19 protein-coding genes are annotated in these 21,260 nt (G+C 55.2%); 10 read left to right on the top strand and 9 right to left on the bottom strand.

The window, feature by feature from the left end:
• Positions 1-116 precede the first annotated feature (116 nt).
• Positions 117-299 (top strand): DUF6527 family protein, encoded by a 183-nt coding sequence (locus ACVWYQ_RS23220; protein WP_456727204.1) that lies wholly within the window; start codon positions 117-119, stop codon positions 297-299.
• Between the two features lie 252 nt (positions 300-551).
• Here ACVWYQ_RS23220 and ACVWYQ_RS23215 read toward each other — a convergent pair whose 3' ends face one another.
• The 3 genes from ACVWYQ_RS23215 to ACVWYQ_RS23205 form a co-directional block, all read right to left on the bottom strand.
• Positions 552-3,989: a CHAT domain-containing protein gene (locus tag ACVWYQ_RS23215; RefSeq protein ID WP_456726421.1), complete on the bottom strand. Its 3,438-nt coding sequence runs from the start codon at positions 3,987-3,989 to the stop codon at positions 552-554.
• A 221-nt stretch (positions 3,990-4,210) separates the two neighbouring features.
• On the bottom strand, positions 4,211-5,137 hold the full coding sequence (locus tag ACVWYQ_RS23210) for a hypothetical protein (protein ID WP_456726420.1): 927 nt from the start codon (positions 5,135-5,137) through the stop codon (positions 4,211-4,213).
• Positions 5,138-5,215: 78 nt separating this feature from the next.
• On the bottom strand, positions 5,216-5,680 hold the full coding sequence (locus ACVWYQ_RS23205; protein ID WP_456726419.1) for a hypothetical protein: 465 nt from the start codon (positions 5,678-5,680) through the stop codon (positions 5,216-5,218).
• Between the two features lie 202 nt (positions 5,681-5,882).
• On the opposite strand from ACVWYQ_RS23205, the gene ACVWYQ_RS23200 reads away from it, so the two are divergent.
• On the top strand, positions 5,883-6,401 hold the full coding sequence (locus ACVWYQ_RS23200) for a hypothetical protein (protein WP_456726418.1): 519 nt from the start codon (positions 5,883-5,885) through the stop codon (positions 6,399-6,401).
• A 246-nt stretch (positions 6,402-6,647) separates the two neighbouring features.
• Here the strand turns inward: ACVWYQ_RS23200 and ACVWYQ_RS23195 are convergent, their stop codons facing one another.
• A complete protein-coding gene (locus tag ACVWYQ_RS23195) occupies positions 6,648-7,535 on the bottom strand; it encodes a hypothetical protein (protein ID WP_456726417.1) in 888 nt (295 codons plus the stop codon).
• 77 nt (positions 7,536-7,612) lie between these two features.
• Here ACVWYQ_RS23195 and ACVWYQ_RS23190 point away from each other — a divergent pair, with 77 nt between their 5' ends.
• A complete protein-coding gene (locus tag ACVWYQ_RS23190; protein ID WP_456726416.1) occupies positions 7,613-7,846 on the top strand; it encodes a helix-turn-helix domain-containing protein in 234 nt (77 codons plus the stop codon).
• Between the two features lie 14 nt (positions 7,847-7,860).
• On the opposite strand, the gene ACVWYQ_RS23185 is transcribed toward ACVWYQ_RS23190, so the two are convergent.
• The 5 genes from ACVWYQ_RS23185 to ACVWYQ_RS23165 all read right to left on the bottom strand — a co-directional run bounded on the left by ACVWYQ_RS23185 (position 7,861) and on the right by ACVWYQ_RS23165 (position 16,099).
• The gene (locus ACVWYQ_RS23185) at positions 7,861-8,052 is read right to left on the bottom strand and encodes a hypothetical protein (protein WP_456726415.1); all 192 of its coding nucleotides are present in this window, start codon (positions 8,050-8,052) and stop codon (positions 7,861-7,863) included.
• A 67-nt stretch (positions 8,053-8,119) separates the two neighbouring features.
• Positions 8,120-8,527 carry a hypothetical protein gene (locus ACVWYQ_RS23180; protein WP_456726414.1) on the bottom strand — a complete coding sequence of 136 codons (408 nt, stop codon included), beginning with the start codon at positions 8,525-8,527 and terminating at the stop codon, positions 8,120-8,122.
• Between the two features lie 556 nt (positions 8,528-9,083).
• Positions 9,084-11,591 carry a hypothetical protein gene (locus tag ACVWYQ_RS23175; RefSeq protein ID WP_456726413.1) on the bottom strand — a complete coding sequence of 836 codons (2,508 nt, stop codon included), beginning with the start codon at positions 11,589-11,591 and terminating at the stop codon, positions 9,084-9,086.
• Between the two features lie 9 nt (positions 11,592-11,600).
• The gene (locus ACVWYQ_RS23170) at positions 11,601-15,140 is read right to left on the bottom strand and encodes a hypothetical protein (protein ID WP_456726412.1); all 3,540 of its coding nucleotides are present in this window, start codon (positions 15,138-15,140) and stop codon (positions 11,601-11,603) included.
• A 701-nt stretch (positions 15,141-15,841) separates the two neighbouring features.
• On the bottom strand, positions 15,842-16,099 hold the full coding sequence (locus tag ACVWYQ_RS23165; protein ID WP_456726411.1) for a hypothetical protein: 258 nt from the start codon (positions 16,097-16,099) through the stop codon (positions 15,842-15,844).
• Between the two features lie 409 nt (positions 16,100-16,508).
• Here ACVWYQ_RS23165 and ligD point away from each other — a divergent pair, with 409 nt between their 5' ends.
• From ligD to ACVWYQ_RS23130, 7 genes are all read left to right on the top strand, one after another.
• A complete protein-coding gene (ligD, locus tag ACVWYQ_RS23160; RefSeq protein ID WP_456726410.1) occupies positions 16,509-17,435 on the top strand; it encodes a non-homologous end-joining DNA ligase in 927 nt (308 codons plus the stop codon).
• Positions 17,436-17,479: 44 nt separating this feature from the next.
• Complete coding sequence (locus ACVWYQ_RS23155) at positions 17,480-17,881, top strand: hypothetical protein (RefSeq protein ID WP_456727203.1); 402 nt, start codon at positions 17,480-17,482, stop codon at positions 17,879-17,881.
• Between the two features lie 20 nt (positions 17,882-17,901).
• Positions 17,902-18,351 (top strand): hypothetical protein, encoded by a 450-nt coding sequence (locus ACVWYQ_RS23150; RefSeq protein WP_456726409.1) that lies wholly within the window; start codon positions 17,902-17,904, stop codon positions 18,349-18,351.
• A gap of 2 nt (positions 18,352-18,353) precedes the next feature.
• Positions 18,354-19,079: an SOS response-associated peptidase gene (locus tag ACVWYQ_RS23145; protein WP_456726408.1), complete on the top strand. Its 726-nt coding sequence runs from the start codon at positions 18,354-18,356 to the stop codon at positions 19,077-19,079.
• A gap of 744 nt (positions 19,080-19,823) precedes the next feature.
• A complete protein-coding gene (locus tag ACVWYQ_RS23140) occupies positions 19,824-20,243 on the top strand; it encodes a hypothetical protein (protein ID WP_456726407.1) in 420 nt (139 codons plus the stop codon).
• Positions 20,222-20,710 (top strand): rolling circle replication-associated protein, encoded by a 489-nt coding sequence (locus ACVWYQ_RS23135; RefSeq protein ID WP_456726406.1) that lies wholly within the window; start codon positions 20,222-20,224, stop codon positions 20,708-20,710. Before ACVWYQ_RS23140 ends, ACVWYQ_RS23135 begins: the two co-directional genes overlap by 22 nt.
• Before the next feature lie 254 nt (positions 20,711-20,964).
• The gene (locus ACVWYQ_RS23130) at positions 20,965-21,153 is read left to right on the top strand and encodes a hypothetical protein (RefSeq protein ID WP_456726405.1); all 189 of its coding nucleotides are present in this window, start codon (positions 20,965-20,967) and stop codon (positions 21,151-21,153) included.
• Positions 21,154-21,260 lie beyond the last annotated feature (107 nt).

Here is a 21,260-nt window from a genome sequence, read left to right as displayed (position 1 = left end):
ACATTTGGATTGTACCGCCCTATGCTACTCTGGTCGTGGAGGAGACGCTCCCAACGAAACTGAAGCGCCGCACCATCTACGTTGTGCAGGAGGACGGATACGAGGAACAGGCCGCGATGATCTGCCCGTGCGGCTGCAAGTCAATTTTACATATGAACCTTCTTCCCGATGAGCGTCCTTGCTGGCGCGTGACGCGCCACGACGATGGCACGGCCACTCTTCACCCATCAGTGTGGAGGAAGAAGGAATGCGGATCGCACTTTTGGGTTCGCCGTGGCCGTATTTTTTGGTGCAAATAAGCGTAGTCCAGCGCAGATGAGGCAGCAAAACTTAAAGGGCAAACCAGCGTTTATGTTTGACGGCCCGGATGATTTCCTCTGCCGTGCTTCCGCTAATACCCATGGTGCCAGCCAAAGCTTGTCGAGTCTGTGTCTGCTGCCAGTGATGGCAGCAACAAAGCCCTGAACAAACCGGACAAGACTTCACATAGGCGAAGGCGGACGGCGTCTAGTTGGCTTAAGTGCGCCCGCGTGCTAACGAGGCACCGAGCCCTAGCGTCCGATGTAGGAAAAAATTGCCCAATATCGGGGATGAAGCTCGGTCCGCGCTAGAGAAGCCATAGAAACCTGGAGACTGGTAGGAACGTCGCGGCTTGATCCTCTGAGACGTTCCAGCACCTCTTTTGTTGAGAAAGGATCTATGTGCCAGTTTGAAGCCATCACCCCGCGTGCTCCAGCTTCAAAGAACGCTCGCGCGAGGCCTGACAAGGTCTCTCCGCCTTCAGCCTCAGCGCCCATTGTATTACACCCAGACAGGACAACTAAGTCAGTTGGAATTGACAACAGTTGCTCAATTTGCGCTGTGGTAAGCCATTCATTCAGCGTTGCATCAGTTTGCGACGGCGTAACAAGCAAAGCTGGATGCGGGCTTCCAAGAACGCTGCGAGCTTCCTCGGAAGTAAGAGCATGTGTAGAGAACCCGACTACCTGGAACGGCTGCCGAAGTCGCTCGATTATTTTGTGAATCGTAAATTCGGCGCCCGTGACAATCGCTTCAGGTGTATCCCAGCGAAACACGTTTGCAAGTGCCATTACATGGCCTCTGCTCTCGGGAATCGGGCAGAATCCGCTTCCCCGAGTACGACGATAACCCCAAGCTGAGTATGCACATGCCGCATCGCTGTTGCGCATCAATGGGTCTGCGAACCCAATAAACGGGGAGGCTTCCGGAGGGCTGTCGGGCTGCGATCTCAAAGCAACAAAGCTCCCAATGGAGAGCGCGGTCCGCAGCACGAATCTCTCAACTAACCAGCTATCCTTTCCGTCGCGCGGCACCAAAATCGCAGCAAGCGGAACGTCCCACAACGGACCTGAAGGTATAATGACGAGTCTGCTGATCCCATTCAATGCATCTTCAAGCGGGCGAAATGCATGTTCGTAGAGCGATCTAGCGGCCGCATGATCAAAATCAATCGCCTTCGAACGAATGTTTCGGATTACTGCAAGCGCGCCCTGTTCGACGCTCATGTCTGGCCTGTGAAGCGGCGATCGTGCGCGCTGATACGCGTGTAAATCGAACACGTCGGCGTAAGTCTTAGTAATTACCAGGGCGAAAAATGAGTACTCGTTCCGATATAGGTACTGAATGAGTGCCTCTTTGGGATCCAAAACGGCTTGAATCGCCGAAAGCGGAACGTTCTTGGATTCTACGCTGCCGCTGTAACCTGGCTCCTTGCGGAGCCTGACTCCAATCTCTTCAGCCGCGTGGTAGGCGGAAGCCATGGTGTCAACTAACTGGGGTGGCAGCGCTCTCGCTGGATCTGGATCCGACGCAATAGATATGGCGTCGGCTAATGCTTGGCGCCACTGCACGTAGGCTGCGTCGAACTTAGTGGCATCCACTGCTAGGCCTCGATTCGCCTGGGCGCGAACCGATGCTCGAAGAAGTGCGCTAGCGGCTTGCCCGCTATAGGTCCACTGGAACATCTCAATTGACTTTGCGAGTCGTTTTGACCGGCTTTCAAGTTCGTCGCCCGAACCAATCACGCCGGTCAGATATCGATCAATTGAGGAATCGAGAAACTTTTGTCTATCAGCGATCTGCTCTACCGGAGACAACACAAATTTGTCCATACGACCGGCTAGGTCTTTGATTTCAAGATCAAAAGCGATTTCTGCAAATTCAGCTGCATCAGCTGATGCGAGATCGAACGCTGTTATAGCAGATTGCGCAACTTCTGATCGCTCAAAATCACTCTTCGCCTGTATCAGGAGCTTCCGAAGCCGTTGTCGCTCTCGATCGTCTGCTAGTTTGGTGCGATTTCTCTCCTGTAGCGACCCTGCATGCAGGTACGATGGACGCTCGTCTCGATTCAACCGAAATTGGCGCTCAATGGCAGCAACCTGCTTCCAGTTCCGTTGTGCCGCGGAAAGCCGGCGTTGCTTCACATTCGCATCGGCGAACTCAAGAAGTACGTTGCGAATAGTTTGGGCCGAAGCGCGATCCAACTTACCTTCGGACAGCGCGATCATGTCAGCCGACCGCGCATCCCAAACCCTTAGCGATCGACGCGTGGCATTTTCGCCGAACGAGTAGTTGGGTAGCGCTAATGAGAACAAGTTAGCATAGTTGCTGAGAGCGAGCGCAAGGATTGTGGGGTTCCGAGTCGTTTTGATGAACGTGAGATGCGATTCTAGAAAATCGATTGCGGGCTGCAATCCATCTGACTCTTCAAGGATTCTTGATTTTGAGCGGAGAAGGGCGATAAAGCTTTGATCGATGGCACCGGATTTTAGCTTTAGCTCCATTGCCCGGTCCAAAAGCTCCGAAGCTAGCCGGTGGCGCAATCTTATTTCTTCAACTGGCGCATCACCGTGTCGCCTAATAGGAGACAAAAGAGTATCGTGGGCTCGCGAAAGTACATCGATCGCATCATCGACAGAAAATGAATGTGCTGATGACAGTGCTGTATCTTTGATTGAGATCAGACTTTCATTCGACGCTATTCTAGACGCAACCATCCTCTCTGTTGCGGCGTCCTTGCTGCTGGTGATCTTTCGCTTTGATTCTGAGAGGAAGTTTTCTCGGTTGCTGGAACGCGACAAAAGTCGATCGACCTTTTCTTGTAGGTCCTTAACTGCCTTGCTTTCTCGGTCGGTGGCGGTCGCAACGATGTGCAACGCCTTATGGAGGAACTTTCGACCTAAAGCGTACTGGGCGTCCTTTTCCGCCCTTTCTCCGAGACTAGCCAAGACTTCTGCCGCATCTATTGAGGCGGGCCCAAAGGTCCTCTGAACATAAGCGAGCCGGCTGAAGAGGGCGATAGTCACGTCGTCTTCGTAGTTGCCTAAGTCGAGATTACTTACTGCGGCATAGTGCAAAGCCTTAGCTCGCTCTGGATCAGGATCCAGCGCCGCGACCTCAATCATCCATTTCGCTACTTCCTTGTTCTCCGGTTGATCCGCGACCATAAGCTTTAGGCCAACCTTATACAGATAAGGTATCATTTCAGTGCTGGTGCGCCCGACGACTGCCGAAAACACTGCAAGTGAATCGAGAAGAGCCCTCGATCCATCTCTATTGCGGCCGTTCGACAGCTCCATTTCTCCAAGCGTTTCTAAAGCGACTGCCACCCAGTTAGCCAAGTAGGGGTCAATTTCAGTGGGTTGGGAGAGAACGGATTGAGCTGCTTGGCCCAGGTTCCGCATGGCCTCTTGAGGCCGTTTACGGAGCAACGGCTCAGTTCCGAGGACCAAATCCGCAACCACATCCCCACGCTTTGTGTTCTGATTTGCCTTGGCAATCCGGGCAAGCCGTGTCGCCTTCTTCACATCTCTCGAGACAAAAGCCGCAAAGGCATGGAAGCTTGTGCATTCACCGCCTAGCTTTGGCTGTTCCGTAACAGCCGCTTTGACGGCGCAAGCTTGCGAAAAGCTATCTGCCGCCAGTTCGTTTCTGTTTTCAAGAAGTTCGATGTATCCAGTGTTCATGAGCCACGAATATCGAATAAAGTGCTGTTCGCTAGCACCTCGCCGAGTTCGGTCCACTCCTTCAGTTGCAAGTACCTTGGCGCGAGTAACGTCCCCAGCTTGAAGAGCCGCCCGAAATTCAGCCAAGTACTGCATCTCATCGAAAGTACTGACAGCAGCTCGCGCGCTGCTTGGCAAGGATAGCGTTATCGACACAAGCAACGAGAGCAGGACAAGCTTGCTTAACGTGTCCGATCTTCTTCCCACGCCCAGCCCTCCTCGACTTTATCGGCAAGATCGGTCAAGGCGGCTTTCTGCCATGGAGCCTTGACAGGATTGAAAGGCACCCATTCGTACTCGATCGAGCCAGTGCTTTGAGAGCCCATCGTCGCGCCACTGACTCTCACGGGAATAAAAGCAGGCGCGAAAGCCAAAGGAACAGGCTCACGGTCAACTACAACCAAGGATTTCGAGCCGCTCAAGGCAACCTCGATGGCGCCTGTTACGGGCGCTCCAACAGCTTGCAAAATTTGTTCAGCCTTAACTTTCAAATCACCTTCAGATTTATAGGAAACAACTATTCGACGTTTGCCGCGATATAGTCTCCCAATAATTACCGGCACTTGATTTAGATCACTCGTGTTGGAGCCCGCGATCGCGATTTGATCGGCTGGAATCTTGCTTCCGCTTATGACAGCCTCAAATCGTTCGCATCGCTGGCGGCTGAATCCCCTTTGGAGGTCGCCTTCACTTGCTAACTCCTCAACAACATCCTCGAATTGAACCATAACTTGAGCGCTATCCGATGCCTTTGTCTGAAAGCCAAACAATTTCTGCGCTCTAAGAACAAGTCCCAGCGATGCCTCTCCGCTGATTCGAAATGCCTCGGTTTGAGCGTAGGGGCGGGTGAGAAGCGATAGAGTCGGAAAGCAATCAACTCCCTTTTCCAGAAGCCGCCGCATAGACGGATGCCAGATGTCACCCACCGAATAATTGGCTCCATACAACGGGATCGCCTCAAACATCCTTAAAATGTGAGCCGACATCCTCTGCTTATAGTCAGCGATGATTGACCCATCGTCTGCACATGCGGTGCTATTCCTTGCATCGACGATCAACACCGTCACCAACAACTGGCATATAACCACCAGTTGAAGCCGGCGCTTCATTTGGCGTGGCTTCGGGCCCATGATGCCTCCATTAGCGACGTCGCACGTCCAGATCTACTCGCATTCTTCTAAGTCCTCTCAGCGGCTGCGTTCAACAAACGAAATAGATACGTAATGCTGGTTAGTCGAGCGTAGCCGCCAAACGTGGAATGATCCGGTAGGGCTGCCCTCCAGCTTAGAAAACATAAGCCCTTCTGGCGACTTCGTGTACCACCACTCGGACTCTGGAAAGCATGAGGAGATAGTGGCGGTAATATTCCTGCGCATTTTCTGCGCGAGACGCTCGTCAGAAAGTAGAGAAGAGCACTGATACGAGTGCCCCCCTAAAGCCGACTTGCTGATATAGCACTCATCGAAACCGGAAACCTTGGGTAGGTCGATCCCTTCCCACTTGTCGTCGCCAATCTGTTTTCCAACACGTGTTGATAGGTTGTCTGCCTTCGTCATAGCGGACTTCAATTCGTCGCAAAGGGTGGCTGGTTGAGCTGATGTCACACTGCAAAAGAACGCCGTTGCGGCATAGAACATGACCTTTGCCATCACGATCTACCTCCAAATAAGTATGAAGTATGCCGTGACTGTAGCCGAAGAGCCGATGCAATTAAAGGTTTAGTTCGATAGGGCAGCAGCACTGGCTTTATTCTCCCTGCGTTAGACCTCGTATTGCGTGTGCTTTCGCTTTCCATATGGGCGTCGCGACGCTAGGTTGTTATTTCATCGGCAAGAAGGACGGGAGGGTGCTGCTATGTTGTCACTCAAGTGTTTCGTCCAAGTCGTTGCGGTGCTGCTGCTGAGTTGTGGGACCGCGTCAGCAGACGTTTGTAGCGATCTCAACGCGCTTTTTGCGCGGTCATCAAATTTCGAGTCCGCGCGAGGCTCAGCATCAGGGGGACGAAGTTGGGCTTCAAAGATCGGATTTGCTGGCGCAGAGGAATGCGAAATCAATCAGTCCAAAAAGGACGAAACCGATTTCTATCTAACTTGCACCATAAAGCGGTTTTCTGCGAAGACTGACGCCGACAAAGCGTACGACCAATTTGCGGCGCAGGTTAAAGCGTGTGCGCCAGCGCCCGGATTCAAGTATTCGATGAACGAGGACGACGATTCGAAGGGGATCTTTTTTTTCAATCTCGACACAAAATTTAGCGGAAATGTAAGCTTGGACAGAATGCCTGACGTATCGATCAGAAATGGCAAGGTAGTAAGCAGTGATATTTTCGAACTCAGCGTAGCGGTCTACAAAGCCAAAACTAAAGCCCGTTAGGAATTGCCTCAATGAGATGGCGGGACTGGCTGCTGACCTTGCCTCGAGTTTTAAAAGTGCCCAGTTGGACCGTGGGAGAGACGGGAGATTGCGGAGGCTTCAGCATAGCGCACCGCCATATTCCATCGTGCTTGCGATCCTGCGGGCTTGTGCAAGAAGAGGTCCGCTTTGAGCCAGGAATTCGGCACGCGATCTAACCAGTCCAAAGGGATACCGGAAGCAGACCTCGATCGCTGAAGGAGGCCCCTACTTCACTTTAAGCAGCGAGGCCACCTCGCCAACCTTCTTCTCAAGAAAAGAGCCGTGGCAAGTTGAATAACCGCCTGGCTCAACACCAACCCATTCCGCTGGCAGCAAACAGGTCAACGGTCCTGATCCTGACCCATATTGCCCTACAGAGTCGATGTCGGCCTGAAGCTCCTGGGCTTGAAAGCTCTCAAGACCGATCTTGATTGCCAACTGTGCCAACCCCTGATCCGTCATGTCATCGACCCTGGCAGCAGCCGCCTCTTTCAGCTTGATGCCGTTATTGAGCAGCCTCCCGTTGAGTGCGCCCAACTGATCCGCATAGAAGACGCTCGACGCATTGGCGATTACCAGTGAGGCGAGGAATTGCTTGATGCATGCGACCGTAGCAGCGGCGCTCCTTTTGGAACCAAGGTCATCTTTAATGGTGCGAATGCGGGCCTGATCGCTTTTTGACACTGCTCCAGCTTCGGCAGCCTGCAACCGGCCTAACACCTTATCTTGGTAGAGCCCCACGACCTCGCGACACTGAGCGAACGCCCTCGCGAAGACCGGCTTCGACAGGATCGCCGTATTCATCCACTCGGCAAGCTCAAAAGTACGATCGGGCCCTCCAAAAGAAGGACGGGTCACAGAAGCCTCCCCCGGGGGGCTGAGACAGAATTCCTTTATTGCCGCGAGCATTGGATCCGACGGGCGCACCCCACCAGCAATCAATGCTTCCAGGTTCGTGCCCTGCTCCCGGCGAAGCTGATTATCAACACACGTTCGCATGCCGGCCGGCAGCATATTCCACTCCCGGGTCGCAAGACTCGTTTGTTGAGCAGGCGCTAGCTCACCGCAAAGCAGCGCGGGTAAGAGTAACAAGATGCGTGGGGTAAACTGCATGGTCGTCCTCCAGCCATAGGCACTTTGTCGCGTTAAAGCGGTTGTCGCTTTTAAGCAACAGCGCAACCACTTTGGTCATGGATTGGCGCCAGGTGGTTGCGAGCAACTTGAGAAGGATTCGGCGGGAACGAGGTATCTCGCAGATGGCGCTTGCGATGGATGCCGGCGTGAACCGCACTTACATCAGCAAGCTGGAGAAGGGCTCAACCTGGGTAGGCTTGGAGGTTCTCGTGAAGATCTCAAAGGTGCTCCAAGCCGAGCCGGCCGATTTCCTAGAGCGGCCGACCCGCAAAGCTGTCAAAAAGGCTTAGCTGCCAGCCGCCAGTCAGGTAGGCTCGTTCTTTGTGAGTGCGGCGCTGATCAGCTCATTGGTGACGACAGTGTATGTCCGCCAGAATTCGACGTCCTCAGGACCTTTCCGGCCCAGGCGGTTGTCGGCTTCTGCCGTCACCCATTCGCCTATGCGCGGATCGTCGAGGATAAGCGAAAGAGCGTGCGCAACAAGCTCATCGGTCATGAAAAACCCTCTGTGGCACCAAGCCAGCAGAGGGTCTGACCAAACTCGATGATAGGCAACGGCGGGCTTAGCCCTTGCCGGCCTTCTTGTCCTTCGCAGTTTTGAAGTTCGAGCGCACTGCATTGGCGCATGCCGAGAGGGCCTCGTCCAAACCGCCAGCGACCGCGAGTGTTTTGATCTGCTCAAGCTGCTCAACCAGATCGTCCCACGCAGCGTTTCCGGTGCCGACGGCCTTGAGGGTACTCTTCCCCTTCTCCAGCTCCAGAGGCTGCTTTCCGTAGCGAAGCTGGAAGAAAATTCCGCCATTCGCATCGACCCAGAACTGCTCGCGCGAGATTCGCTTTCCCTCGCGAAAGAGCCCGATCTTCGTGATCTGCTGATCGATGCTGGACGTAAACTTGTTGCGCCGTTGAAGGACCGGAGTGTTGGCGGTCGGCTTCTGAACGGAAACCAGAGAGATAGTCGCTCGTGCCATGATGGGCTCCTCGTTATTGGTGGAGCCGCCGTCTTCTGAATTCCGCACTTGGGCAACAGCAACCTAACAACGGCTACCGAACCTGGCTAACCGCTTGGCAGGTGCGCGGATTTTCTTGCTGCTGCTATCGGTCCGAATGCTTTTAAGAGTCCGCTTTGGGCAGCAAACCGGAAACTGTAACGGTGCGGTCCCTACAGCAGCTTTTGCCCTGGCTGTGTAAAGACGCGAACAGTCAAAAGCCGGCTAGAACCACGTTCTTCACTTTGCCATTTCGCTTGAGATTGCTTGCGAGGATCAGCGCTAGATCGGCCTTTGACGAACAACTTGTCCTATCTCATTCAACCGTCGCGGCGTTTTCACACAGCCAAGACCCTTAGCGGACCTGAACACGTCAGGTCGTAAGGTCAGCTTCCGGGGGAGAGTAGCACCAAGGCTTGGAAAGCGTTCGTTCGCGTATTGAGCGCTTTTGGGGTATCGGCTGCAAGTTTCGATGAAGAGAGCTCGAGGGTGTCAAGGAACGCGATCCGGCGTACTATAAAGCCTCGTCGGCGTCGCCCTAAGGCTTTGGTTTCGGCGGTAGGTCGGGATCTTCAAAGCTGCGCCAAATACCACCTTCCTCGGGCGCAGCATCGAGAGTTTCGGCAAGCCCCTCCTTGTATTCCTTGGGTACCTTGTCGCGCCCCCACGACTTATTCGCGGAATACGTGTCCAGATCCAGCTCGGTGGTCTTGCGGATATTGCGGACGATACCCTCTTTGAGCACGCTGTTGTCGCGACCCGTGAGGATCCTCAGATTGTCGGCGCTAAACGCCTCCAGCGGGTTTTCGACCTTCCGCTTCACGTGGTCGAGACTGCACTTCATTTTTATGTCGGCAAGCTTCATGTCGGGAGCCGATCCAGCTGATTTACCTTCGAACTTGATGCCGATCTCCTCAAGCTCATCGACTAGATCCTTGTCGGCCTGAACGCTCCTCCAGAAAGCATTCCGGATCGAATCCCATCGATCGACGACGATTTCGCGAATCTTTTGGCGCAAGGCTTGCGGAAGCAAATTGAGCACGTCCTGATCGAGAATATTCTGGTCGAGTTTCTTTCTGACCTGATTCCAAAGCTTGAGATTGTTTTGTAGGCCGGTCTCGATCGCGGCCTTGATTTCGTCGACATATCGCTTTTTGAGATGCTCGGGCCAGTGCTGCGCAAGCCTCGGGATTTGTGCGATCGTGTCCCGGAACAACTTCTTGACTGCCTCCATCCCGCTGAGATTTTCAAAGCTCTTGCCCTCTTTGTTGCCGAGCCGAACCTTCTTCTTATTGAGCTTCTTGAGTTCAGCCTCATGCGCGAGGATCTGCTTCTCTTGTTCGGGAGTGAAGCGCTTTGGTTTGTTCGCCTTCGGTACCTTGGGCAAGTGACCAGCTTTGGCCGGCGCGGGTTTCCTTCGTTTTACGACCTTAGCTTCTCGAACAATGCTCCCGCGCGATTTCCAGAGGGCCTGGACCTTGCGCACACTCTTAGCGCCACCTTTGGCGGCAGTTCGCACGATTGCGCGGGATGGAACGAGGATCGCGGAGGGGTTGGCGAGGGCGCCGACCGCCATCTGCAGCTTCTCGTTTCCGGTGTACTCATAAACCAGATTTCCTGCGAGTTCAGCGACTTGATCTTCGATCAGTTCTTCGATCAGACCGCTGATGCCGCCGGTGATGAATACGTGCGTATATTGGAGAAGATCAAAAAGGGCGGGAATGAGGACGAGAAGGTGCTCAGTGCCTTCCAGGAGCTTGTCGATCAAATGCTGGTCGAGCCACTTGCCGGCGACGCTGGGGTGGACATAAAACAGTTGGTGGGGAAAATGCTCGATACTGACGTTCATCGCGTTCGAGGCTTCAACAAGAACCAGCTTTCCGACGTTTCCCATCTTAGCGCCGGCCTTCACCGAACGCGCCGCAACGGCAAGATCTCCGCTGATCCATAAGGCGCGCGCTACTAGCGAAGGGTCGGCCATGATCCGCTCGGCGACTTCGTCGCGATCCTTGGCAGACTGGAGCCGGATGTCGCGGCTCTCCGCAAACATCAACAGATAGATGTGAAAGGCAGACAGACCGTTGAAATTCAGACCTGCCGCCCGTCCGCCGCCATCTGTGAATGGGTAGAGTCGATCGGCGTAATCGCTGAAGTAGTAGGAGGTAACTAATGGTTCGATCAGGACGTCAATTTCCTCCACACGAAGAAAGCCGGTCTGGACCTTGTGATAGCCGCTTTTCGTCGCGGTGATGACGGCGCGCTGGATGCTGGTCAGATAGATCTCGTTGAACAGCCAGACATGAAGCTGATGAGGCTTGGCCCGCAGCCTCAAGACCCTGTCGCGGCACCATTTCAGAATCTGAAAGGCGCGCGCCATGTCATTGACCTGACTCGCCCAATCCGCAAAGTCGTAAAGAGCCTTTTCGGCAGCTTCCGGATCTTTCTGAGTCAGCACAGCATAGAACAACCTGGCGACCTTGCCGTCATACTCTTTCTCGAGGGCCGGGTCAGGCGCCGGATCGAGCACAAACAACTGCTGATCGTCATCGGGCGGCAGCCCATGCTTCTGCGCATAGATGTCGATCAGAATCTCGAAGAAGGTAAGGTTCTCGCGCTTGAGTTTCATCCTCAGGTCAAGCGTGCCGCGGATTCTCGACGCACCCACCGGATCGGTCTTTTCGAGCCGGTCGAAGCGTTTGCGGAATCGGTCGGTTGGATCGACGGGCGGCATTGGCTTCTTTACTAACTTCAGTGCTTCTTGAAGCCACGGGTCGTAGAACAGCGATGCCTCGATTCTTAAGTGCACTAACTGCTCGAATGTGCTTCCCGAAATGTAAACGGCGTCTTTGCCGCCTTGCTCCTCCAGTTTCTCACACTCGTCGTAATAGACGCCGAGCATGGCATCCAGCGCGTCCTCCTGGACATTGCCGTTGATGAAGTTCCGCAAGGCCGTGTGGTATGGTGAGCTCTGCTTGGACGTGCGCATCGCCGTATCAAGCGCTTTCCGCAGATGCGCGCGGAATGCCTCGTCGACCGGCCGGGCCACCGCGGATCCCTAATTCGGATCGTCGACCGGAACAGTCGGCCCAGCCGCTAAACCGGTGATCACAACCTTCTTATCGATGTCTGGATCGTCGCGCTCGTTGTTGAGGATACGGTCGGCGAGCAACAAGTTCTTGAGCGCCGCTGCGCGCACGTTCTCCTGCGCGAGTTTCACGTCCATAGCGCGCTGCAGCCGCTTCAGCTCCTCGTGCAGCGAGGTGCCCGCAGGCAAGGCTTCGATGAACAAGGAGCCAGTGGGCACTACAATCTCTTCGCCGTTGCGGATGGGCGATTTCAAGAGCCTCTCGTACTGACGGGCAAGCCGTTCCTTGATTTTGTTGAACTGGGCTGTCGTTAGGCCGGCTTTCAATCGAACGACATATTCGGCAAACTCGTCGAGCGTCCAATTGCCGACGTCATCCGGATCGGTCAGTTCCTCAAACCCACGCAGAACGTAGGGCTCCATCATGAATTCAGTGAGCGGGTTCGACTCCCGCAGCGCCAACATCATGTAATTGCCGAAATAGCCCTTAACATCGTCAAGGTGAGCAACTTTTGCCAGAGGATCGGTGCCATCGAGGGTGAAGTTGGAGATGATGGTCGCTTCGTAGATCTCGGTCGGTTCGTCAGTACCCGCGTTGCGGTGAGCATATGGATTGAGCGCGTCCTCAACCGGATCGAAGGCTCCGAAATCATACTCGCTCTCATCCTTGAATTTGGGGACGGGTGTTTCGTGAAGCTCGAGGAAGGTCTGGTCGGGCGGCTGGTGGCTCCAGATCTGTTGCATATAGTAAGTGATGTTCTGCTTGAGGTGAATTCTCAAGCGGAGAACCTGGGCCCGTTGGTTTTTATTATCGGCGAGCAGTTTGGCATAAGATTCAGTAAGCGCGTTCAAGGCCGTGACCTCACGCTCGACCCGCATCAACATGTCGCGCTCTTCTTCGATCGAACGCTGGATGGTCTCCTTGAGAGTGTCGAGGCGATTGTCGCCGACATTCGGCGTATCGGGATTGAGGAAATCACCGACGGCCTCCATCGCGTCTTCGCCGAGTTCAATAGCAGCGCCGACACCGGGGATGCTGCGAATGCTTCCGAGTATGCCACCTCCGCCGCCGCTTTCTGCGCGCCGCTGAGCAGTGACGAGCATCGATTTTTCGAGCATGGAACGATAGGTGGCCGTGCGCTCACGGACGATTGTCAATTGCTGCTTCAGCTCTACGAGGATCTGCCGCTGTTGGGTGATATTGGTCCTGATCTCCTGGATAGCGACTTGGTCGCCAACAATCCTGGTGCACAAATAGTCGAGCGCGGGTACGAAGCTGTCATCGAGGAGCACGCGACGCAAGATCCAGTCGTGGGCGATGATCCAGGATTCGTTGATCTCGTGGGGCGCCGGCATTTCGCGAGCAACGAAGACGATCGGAGTTAGCCGGTGCAGCCGTTCACTGACACGGTAGCGGCGCTGCAGCTCGAGAAAGACAAAGCAAAGCGCGGCTCCCTCGTTGGAGTTATGCAGCTCGCCGGTCTCTATAGATTCATATTCGTCTGATTCTTCCGTCGTCACCTCAAGCGTGAACTCGTCCTTGAATTCCTGCGCGGCCTTGATGACGGATTCGCGGAACGCCTTTTTTGCCTGGTCACTGTTCTGGCTCGCCTCGCGGCCGAACGACATTTTCGATGTCGGGCCGGTGCCGCCTGGTGTCGACTGCTCGGCGCTCATTTCGAAATGAGTTTTCGTCTGTGCTTTCGAGATGATCTCCTGCTCGAGACGCGCGGTCTGCGACATCTCCTCCTTGCGGATCGAGAGGTGGTTCTTCACTTCCTTTTCCGCGCGGCGCGTCTTACGGCGGATCGTTTTGGTGTATTTTTGCACCTCTTTGGGCGCAAGCGTCAGCGTTTTGGCGATCCTGCCAGCCTGGTAGACGACCGGGCACCAGCATTGCCTGTAGGTGACCAGGCACCCGAAATTGACGCTGCGCTGTTGGCGGTTAGCTGCGAAGGTCGTAAACGAATAGGGCTCCCGCAATCGCTGGTTCAACTCGTTGATGATGTCAGGAAGCTCGTCCGAGGGATTACCAGTCGGGTCTTTGATGACTTCAAACACATTGTCGATGGGACCGGCCCAGACGGGCGGGAAAGGCTTTCTCGCGCCCGTGGGCGGAGGCGGAAGGTTCGCGGGCGCGGCCTTCGCCATCACCGCCATGTCGCTTCCTGTCGAAGCGGCTCGAAATACAAGCTCGCCCGCCTTGGTCAATGCCTTCACTGGATCGCGATGGGCTCCTGAATCAGGCGTTCCGCCAGCCTTGACGATCTGGTCGTAGGCCGTCTCGGCAAGGCTCAGGATCCCTTCGTCGATCGCTTCCTGCCAGACATGACGAAATGCGATCTGCAAATGGCTGAAATCATAGAAGGAGCAGACTTCTGCAGGGCTCGGCGTGAATTTGAGACTCTGCATACGGCTCGAAAGGTTGTCTTGTGTTGCCTTTGGCTCAATACCAGCGAGGATTTCCTCCTCAGGTGAGGTCATATTGGCGGTGAGGCGCCCCAGAAACTTGTCGATGTCACCTTCTTCAAGAGCCGCGGCGTTGGGGCCGAGAAGGTCGGTCGTTCCGCGCACCGTCGGTTGCGCGGGTCTCGGGTCAGGTTCCGGCGGCTGTATCTTGACACCCAGAGCCTCGGCGGCGGCTCGCTCCTTGTCCGAGAAATCCCGCGTCAAAACTGCGAGCGGACTTTCAGCCACATATTCCAGCTCGTTGGCAAAGAAGCCATCACCGAGGAGCTCATCGAGGCGCCGTCGCGAAATCCGGCCCCTCTCGAGCGCCGCGGCGACTTCATCGTGTTGTGCTTGGGTGAGGGCAAACCTCACCTTGACCGGCGCTTTCTTCCCTCCATCGTTGATCGTGGAGGTGAGATCGTTGCCGATCAGCATGGTCAAGGCGTCCTCGACCGGATCGCCGTCCTTGACGAAGGTGTCGGAGTCCGCGCGTTCCTTGGTGACCCGGCTCAACCGCGCCTGGATCTTTGGCAGGAAATCCTCTTGGAACTTCTTCGCAACTGTCGCGGCTCGGTCGATCTTAAGCGCGGAAGCCTCAATCGCAGCTTCGGCAATCTTCAGCTCGTCTTCCACCGCTCCGACAATGCGGCGCCGCGCTACGTCGACGGGCTTGGCATCCTCTTCCTTGATTCCGGGCGGAGCTATCCCCGCCTTCTTCAACTTCTCTTCCGGAATCTGGATGAAATAGCCTTCGTGCGCGGCCGCATGCGAGCGCACGCGCGGCGAGATAAACAACGGAGTTGAAACCTGATCCGCTTCTTCTGGCCCTGAGACGGCGACAAGCAGGTTGACTGGCTCTTGCTCATCAGCCGCCTTGCCGAAAGTCAGCACAAAGCTGCCGTCCACACCGGTAAAACCCGAGGCGAGGCGCTTGGCTCTGGGAAACGTCGTATGGGTGGTGGAAAGTTCCGCGGCCGGAATGTCGATGGCTTCGACGACGAGACCTTTGACGCCAAGAGCACTTTCCTTGCAGATGACCTGCCCGTGGACTGTACCCATGAGTCCTCCTTTTGCGAGCAAAAGTTACGCCGAGTACGCATGCAGCGCGCTAGGCAGGACCGCGACGGTTTCTAGCTTTTTACCATTTCAGTTGAGTTACAGCAATCGAGCAGCTTGCGCGTGAGTGTTCGTCACAGCCTTGATAGGAGCGAGGTCGGTGCGCTCATCGCACTAGCGGTCCTTCTGGTTTGGCGCTGACCCGGCTTGGCCAATGTCGGCTTCTGGCCCATCTGCGAAGTTGCGCTGGGTCTCATGGAGGTCCGCTCATCGCGGCAGAGCGGACTAGTTTTGCTCAACCTGAGTTCTTCGCATTTTGGCCCTTAGCGGCCAATTACTACCTAGCCGCTCACGCCGGTTATGAGGTAAGAGCCGACATTTTCAACTTCGTGACCCGGGCATTAAACTCTTGTGAATCCCAAGCCGCCCAGTGACGACTATATTTTGGAATGGCATGGGTATTTGAATTGGTTGGGGAGTGCTACTGACCCTTTGCGCAGGGAAAGTGGTCGCCTCCGTGAACAGTTTTGTTCGTGGAGTACGTCATGTTGCTTTCAGAAAAATTCAGTGAGCGAACCATCTCCAACATGGATGTGGCATTGGAGCGAGCGTGTAAATTGATGCCGCTGCACTCGGCGGTTTGAGTGAAGCTGGAAGACGGGCGGTCGCTGAACTCGCGGCCGAAATCGTCGAAATGAATTGAGCTACTGCAAGACCTTTGGCAGCACGAGCACGATCTCGATTTCCTGCTTGAGGATGCGGCTGGCTATGTCTGCGATGAGCAGAGAGAAGTCGTCCTCAATCGTAGCGGCGGCGGGTTCGTCCTTGGCGTAGACGTACAGCAAAGGACCTTCAACCTCGGCAAAACGAACGCCAGCGAATACGCGATCAAACTCAGTCGCTCCGACGATCGCAGCTATGCGAGCCTGAATGGCGAAGTCCTGAATGTCAGTTAAGTTCATGCGAGCCAGATAGATATTATAGGCCGGGAAACAAGAGCGCTTCTAGTCACTTGGCACGACGATCTGTCCAGATGGAGAGCTGGCTCGGACGTCTTGGCTTGTTTGAGCCACACATCCAACTTCAGGAGGAATGGACGGCCTTGATCGCGTCGTTCTGCCGAACGAGAAGTCCCGTTTTGGCGGAAAGGGTGTTCGCTGTAGGGAACGCTCCCGGCTTGGTGTTCCCGAGCCGTTCGGCGGGCGTTCTCGTTGACGTTGAAAATACAACCTCGAATCGCGATGCCGGTTGTATATGAGAACAGCGCTCGGAACGTCCCATCAGCCTTGCGGTTGGAGAGTCGTGAATAAGGTAGGTAAACTGCCCGCCGTTGGCCCCAACCTGACGGCGGGCTTTTTGTGAGTTGCGTAAGTGGCGAAGCGTACCAGGACGGTACCGGCAAAAAGGCCGCGTGCCGCTGTGCCGGGCTTTATCAGCCCCCAGCTTGCGACCCTGAAGATGAAAGCACCTTCGGGGGCTCAATGGATTCACGAAGTCAAATACGACGGCTATCGTATCCAGCTCCACATCAATGGTGACGACCGAAAGGTCTTCACCCGTAATGGCCTTAACTGGACTCGCAAGTTCTCCGTCATTGCGGGGGCCTTTGACATCCAGGGGCAAGCCATCGTCGATGGTGAGGTGGTGGTCATCCACGAGGACCGCACCAATTTCTCCGAACTCCAGGCCGACCTCGCCAGAGGCGACCAGGACCGCTTGCTGTTCTTTGCCTTTGACCTCCTGTGGCTCGACGGACAGGACTTGCGGAAACTTTCGCAGCTTGCCCGTAAGGAGCTGCTGAAGGATCTGATCGAAAGCAATCAGCTCGAGGAGCCGATCTTCTACAGCGAGCACCATGAGGGCGACGGGCAGGCACTGTTCGAAGCTGCAAGGAAGCTGAATTACGAAGGTATCGTCTCCAAGAGAGTTGACGCCCCATATCGTTCGGAACGTGTGGAAGCCTGGCAGAAGGTCAAAGTCGTCCAGAAGGGAAAATTCCCCGTTGTCGGGTTCATCAAGGACCCCACCGGCGTCGCCGCTCTCTACCTCGGCAAGGAGGAAGGGAAAGAGCTGGTCTATATGGGCAAGGTCGGCACCGGCTGGAGCCGGACGAAATCCCGCAAGATCAGGGACGCCCTGGATACGGTAGTGAGCCCGAAGCAGAAGCTCACCAGGCCCGTTAGAAAGCCGAAGGCCACCTGGGTCGAGCCGAAATTTTACGCAGACATCGAGTACCGAGACATCACCTCGGAAGGATTGCTTCGTGCGAGTTCCTTCAAGGGATTGTCTCGGAAGTAGCTCGGGACTCGACTCTGATGTTCTCTTTATGTTCTATTCTGGCGATGTCCGATCGACCGGCGAGCTGGCGTATGCCTACCCCCAAGCAAATGGAAAAAATAGCAGCTGCAGCAAGCAGATCAGCGGAAGCAGAGCCGGGATTGGCACCGAATCAGGACCTCCCTCCTGAATACTGGCAAGCACTCCTCGATGATCCTCGAGCTCACGCGAAGCCCGTCGTCTCAGGGGAAGGAAAGCGACTAAGCCAGATCGCTCGACATATTTTGAGGGTGAGTTGCCGGCGCTGTGCAAGGACGGTCGAGATTCAGAAGGCTGACGCCGTTCGGCTATATGGCGCGGACGCCACTTGGAGAAACGTTTGTCAGCGCCTCCTCGACAACACCTGTACGCAAAGGACAGGACGCCATGAGGAGGATGGCTGTTGGCCGTCGTTTGACGTGGCCTGATTGAGCCAGAGGGGCGGCCCATGGCTCCCAAACACCACCCGACCCCACTCTCAGGAGGCGACCGGAGGGCTCTATCGAAGGAGTTGGGGAAAGCGAGGGCAATGACGACTATCCTTGCCGCACAATCGTCGGAAGCCCGGGCCAAAGGCGAGGCCCTAATCCAGACCGCCGACAAGCTTCTTTGCCAAAGCTGGAACGAGCGCATGTGGGCTGACGGTGGCCCGATCGATCCTTCGCCATCGATCGACCAGGCGGTGAATGGTGGGTACGCATGGCTCGAAATTGAATGCTCTCGCTGCAAGACCAAGCGAGACGTCGACTTGGCGTTATTGCATCATCCTCCGACAACCCATGTCCATGACCTTGCCGGCCGTCTTCGTTGTAGTAAGTGTGCCAAGGCTGGTCGTAGGCCAACAGCGACATTGATGCAGCTTGTGCAGCGGCCTCGTCAGATCGATCAGGATACCTGAGCATGTGCAATCTTTACTCGATGACGAAAAACGTCGATGCGATTCGGCGCTTGTTCGGAGCGCTTAATAGCAACGTCGGTAACTTGCCGAGCATGCCAGGGATCTTTCCGGACTATCCCGCGCCCATCGTCCGCAATGCATCAAACGGCCGAGAAATCTCGATGGCACGGTGGGGGATGCCGTCGTCGCAGAAGGCATTGATGGATGCCACGAAGAAGCGAGCCGAAAAACTCCAATCGAAGGGCAAGTCAGTAGACTTCAAAGAACTCCTGAAAATGGAGCCCGACAGCGGGACGACCAATATTCGGAACGTCAGTAGTTCGCATTGGAAGCGCTGGTTAGTACCCGAACACCGATGCCTGGTACCGTTCACATCTTTCAGCGAGTACGACACTATCAACGGAAAGAAGGTGCCCGTGTGGTTCGCGCTCAGCGAAGACCGCCCCCTGATAGCATTCGCCGGCCTTTGGACGAACTGGACGAGTGTCCGAAAGGCCAAGGAAGGCGAAATCACTACTGATGTATTCGGATTTCTCACCTGCCAACCTAACGAGGAGGTTGGGCGAGTCCATCCCAAAGCCATCCCAGTCATTCTGACAAAGCCCGACGAATTCGACGTGTGGCTCCGCGCACCGTGGGATGAAGCCAAAGCGCTACAGAGGCCGCTAGCAGATGGGGCGCTGCAAATCGTTGCGACTGGCGAAAAGGAGGACTCTGCGTCAACCTGAAGGAGCTTCATGCTCACCCGCAAACAGGTGGCGAGCTGAACGCTGCGATCACGGCGAGGCTAGCGAGCCCCACCCGTACCGAGACAGCCAAGCAAGGACCGCGGAACAAACAAGAGAGATCACACCGGACCAGAACCAAGACCGTCCGCGCGCGGCACTAATCGAACGCAGATACAGAAACGCACCGAGCAGCGTTCCGTAATTCCGCCTAAAGTCACCATTGAGCTTAGCGATCTTCGATAGCTCTGAAGAGGTTTCGTCCGTCACGGTGCTGGCTCCCTGTGGCGACTACCAGCACCCCATAAACCACTGTTTTGCCCGACGGCGCAAGTAACGATTTCGGTAAAAACAAAATTATAGTGGCCGGATGGCTGGAGCAAGCTGCATCACTAACAGATAATTCCCAAAGGGCGGAAGCTTACCGCGCAGCCCCTCTAAATATCTCCATATGCAGTCATCGCTGCATCCCATTCACACGAACGGAGATATTATGGCCCGCAAGCCGACTCGCTGGACAGATCCGGCTTTCAAATTCCCACATCTCACAAGCATCGAAGAGCGTCTGGTCGGCGACTATCCCTCATACCTTCGCGGGATGGCGACGAATCGCTTTGGAGGCAACAACCTCCAGCACGAGCGCGGTCTCCGAGGAGGCACTTACGGGGCGGCAGGCCCAGCTCGCGTCTATACTGAAGAGCAACGCAAGAGCTACGAGGCGGATCTCCGTCAGCGCGGGGAGCTGCCGTGAACGATCAAAATGCGAACAACGCCAACACGACTTTAAATATTGACACACGTGCTGTATCGCGTGCTGAGTTCCTGTTGCGTTTTCCCCCAGCTCCTTCGTTGGGCGCTAAAGCCTTGGCGAGATACAAGCGGAAGCTACAAAACGCCATTAGCACCGACCTGATCGCATGGCTTCGAGAGAACGATCCGGCGGACTTCGCTGAATTGATGGACTTGCGTCGCGCTTTGTACAGCCTGTCTTCCAAGGGAGAGTACCGCATATTTCTGCTGGGTCTCACGCATTACGGAGAGCGCAAGATCAAGCTGCTTGGCCCAAAGAGCGCCGTCATGATCGTAAGTGAAAAGTCACGCCACTATCTATTGCGTGTGCTTTGCCGTCTCAGGAAGGCTCGTGGATGGCCGCCAATCAGATACTGATACCCGCGACACAGCGGGAAGAGCGCGACGTTCTGGCGACCCTTATCAAAGCAGTGCCATTCGACAACCCAGTGGCTGTGACCCTTACTATGAAGAAGCGTGCGGGAGCGCGAGTGGCAGACGACATCGTTGCTTCTGACAATCTTCGGCTCTTTCGCACACGGCTTGAAACAAGGGTTCTTAACCGTGCTGCGAAAAGGCATGGCAGAAGGTTACGGATGGTCTGCGTGCTGGAAATGAGCGCTGACCATCGTTTGCACTATCACTGCATCTTTGAGCGGCCCTACCACTGCCCCATTGAGCGCTTCCGAGCGATCATTCGAGACCAATGGCCGAAAACTGATTTCGGCTATCACCAAGTAGACGTTCAGGACCGGCCCAATTTCGGATGGACTGACTACCTTCTCAAGCTGCGGCAGAAGCGGTCGCTGCTTGACTCCATAGATTGGGCGAACTGCCAACTGTGATTGCTGGGCGAAAGGCCCCTCTCAGGTAACCGATCATCTTGTAACAGTGCGTAGAAGCGTCTCGTTTGGAGGCGCTTTAATAGCTAACTGTACTCTAATGTAAGTGATGCAGAGTTCGAAGGCACCGTCGCAGAGAGCAGCCTGATCGGTAAGCCAAGTCAATTGAATGTAATCGAGCGAAGCGAGTCTTTGGGATTGAACGATTGCCGGTTGCTGCTAATGAAGCGCCTTCAGATTATTGATGGAGGCGACAATTGGCTAAGAAGTCGAAAAGCGTGAAGAAGGTACGAAAAGCTTACTCAACAGCCGACATTAAATTGCTCAAAGCTCATTCGAAGTCTCGTACGCCGGTAACCAAACTATCGAAGCTGATGAAGCGTAGTGAGGGTTCTTTGAGGCAAAAGGCATTGGCGCTCGGCATCGGTCTTGGGCACCAGCGATAGTTGTCAACGACTACACGCCGGCTGCAAAGAGAGTTTGCGCATCAACGAACTGGGGCATCCGTCCGGCAGTCTCGAATCTCGGCCACCTTTATACTGGCCGGATTATT

The sequence above is a fragment of the Bradyrhizobium sp. USDA 3397 genome (genome assembly GCF_054060965.1).
Note: the sequence above shows the minus strand (reverse complement) of the source record. Positions and strands in the feature narration are given on the sequence as shown.

Bases quoted from the DNA above. Each gene is read 5' to 3' on its own strand.
- ACVWYQ_RS23220 (WP_456727204.1), top strand. From the start codon at position 117: ATGATCTGCCCGTGCGGCTGCAAGTCAATTTTACATATGAACCTTCTT.
- ACVWYQ_RS23215 (WP_456726421.1), bottom strand. From the start codon at position 3,989: ATGAACACTGGATACATCGAACTTCTTGAAAACAGAAACGAACTGGCG.
- ACVWYQ_RS23210 (WP_456726420.1), bottom strand. From the start codon at position 5,137: ATGAAGCGCCGGCTTCAACTGGTGGTTATATGCCAGTTGTTGGTGACG.
- ACVWYQ_RS23200 (WP_456726418.1), top strand. From the start codon at position 5,883: ATGTTGTCACTCAAGTGTTTCGTCCAAGTCGTTGCGGTGCTGCTGCTG.
- ACVWYQ_RS23195 (WP_456726417.1), bottom strand. From the start codon at position 7,535: ATGCAGTTTACCCCACGCATCTTGTTACTCTTACCCGCGCTGCTTTGC.
- ACVWYQ_RS23190 (WP_456726416.1), top strand. From the start codon at position 7,613: ATGGATTGGCGCCAGGTGGTTGCGAGCAACTTGAGAAGGATTCGGCGG.
- ACVWYQ_RS23185 (WP_456726415.1), bottom strand. From the start codon at position 8,052: ATGACCGATGAGCTTGTTGCGCACGCTCTTTCGCTTATCCTCGACGAT.
- ACVWYQ_RS23180 (WP_456726414.1), bottom strand. From the start codon at position 8,527: ATGGCACGAGCGACTATCTCTCTGGTTTCCGTTCAGAAGCCGACCGCC.
- ACVWYQ_RS23170 (WP_456726412.1), bottom strand. From the start codon at position 15,140: ATGGGTACAGTCCACGGGCAGGTCATCTGCAAGGAAAGTGCTCTTGGC.
- ACVWYQ_RS23165 (WP_456726411.1), bottom strand. From the start codon at position 16,099: ATGAACTTAACTGACATTCAGGACTTCGCCATTCAGGCTCGCATAGCT.
- ACVWYQ_RS23155 (WP_456727203.1), top strand. From the start codon at position 17,480: ATGTCCGATCGACCGGCGAGCTGGCGTATGCCTACCCCCAAGCAAATG.
- ACVWYQ_RS23150 (WP_456726409.1), top strand. From the start codon at position 17,902: ATGGCTCCCAAACACCACCCGACCCCACTCTCAGGAGGCGACCGGAGG.
- ACVWYQ_RS23145 (WP_456726408.1), top strand. From the start codon at position 18,354: ATGTGCAATCTTTACTCGATGACGAAAAACGTCGATGCGATTCGGCGC.
- ACVWYQ_RS23135 (WP_456726406.1), top strand. From the start codon at position 20,222: ATGGCCGCCAATCAGATACTGATACCCGCGACACAGCGGGAAGAGCGC.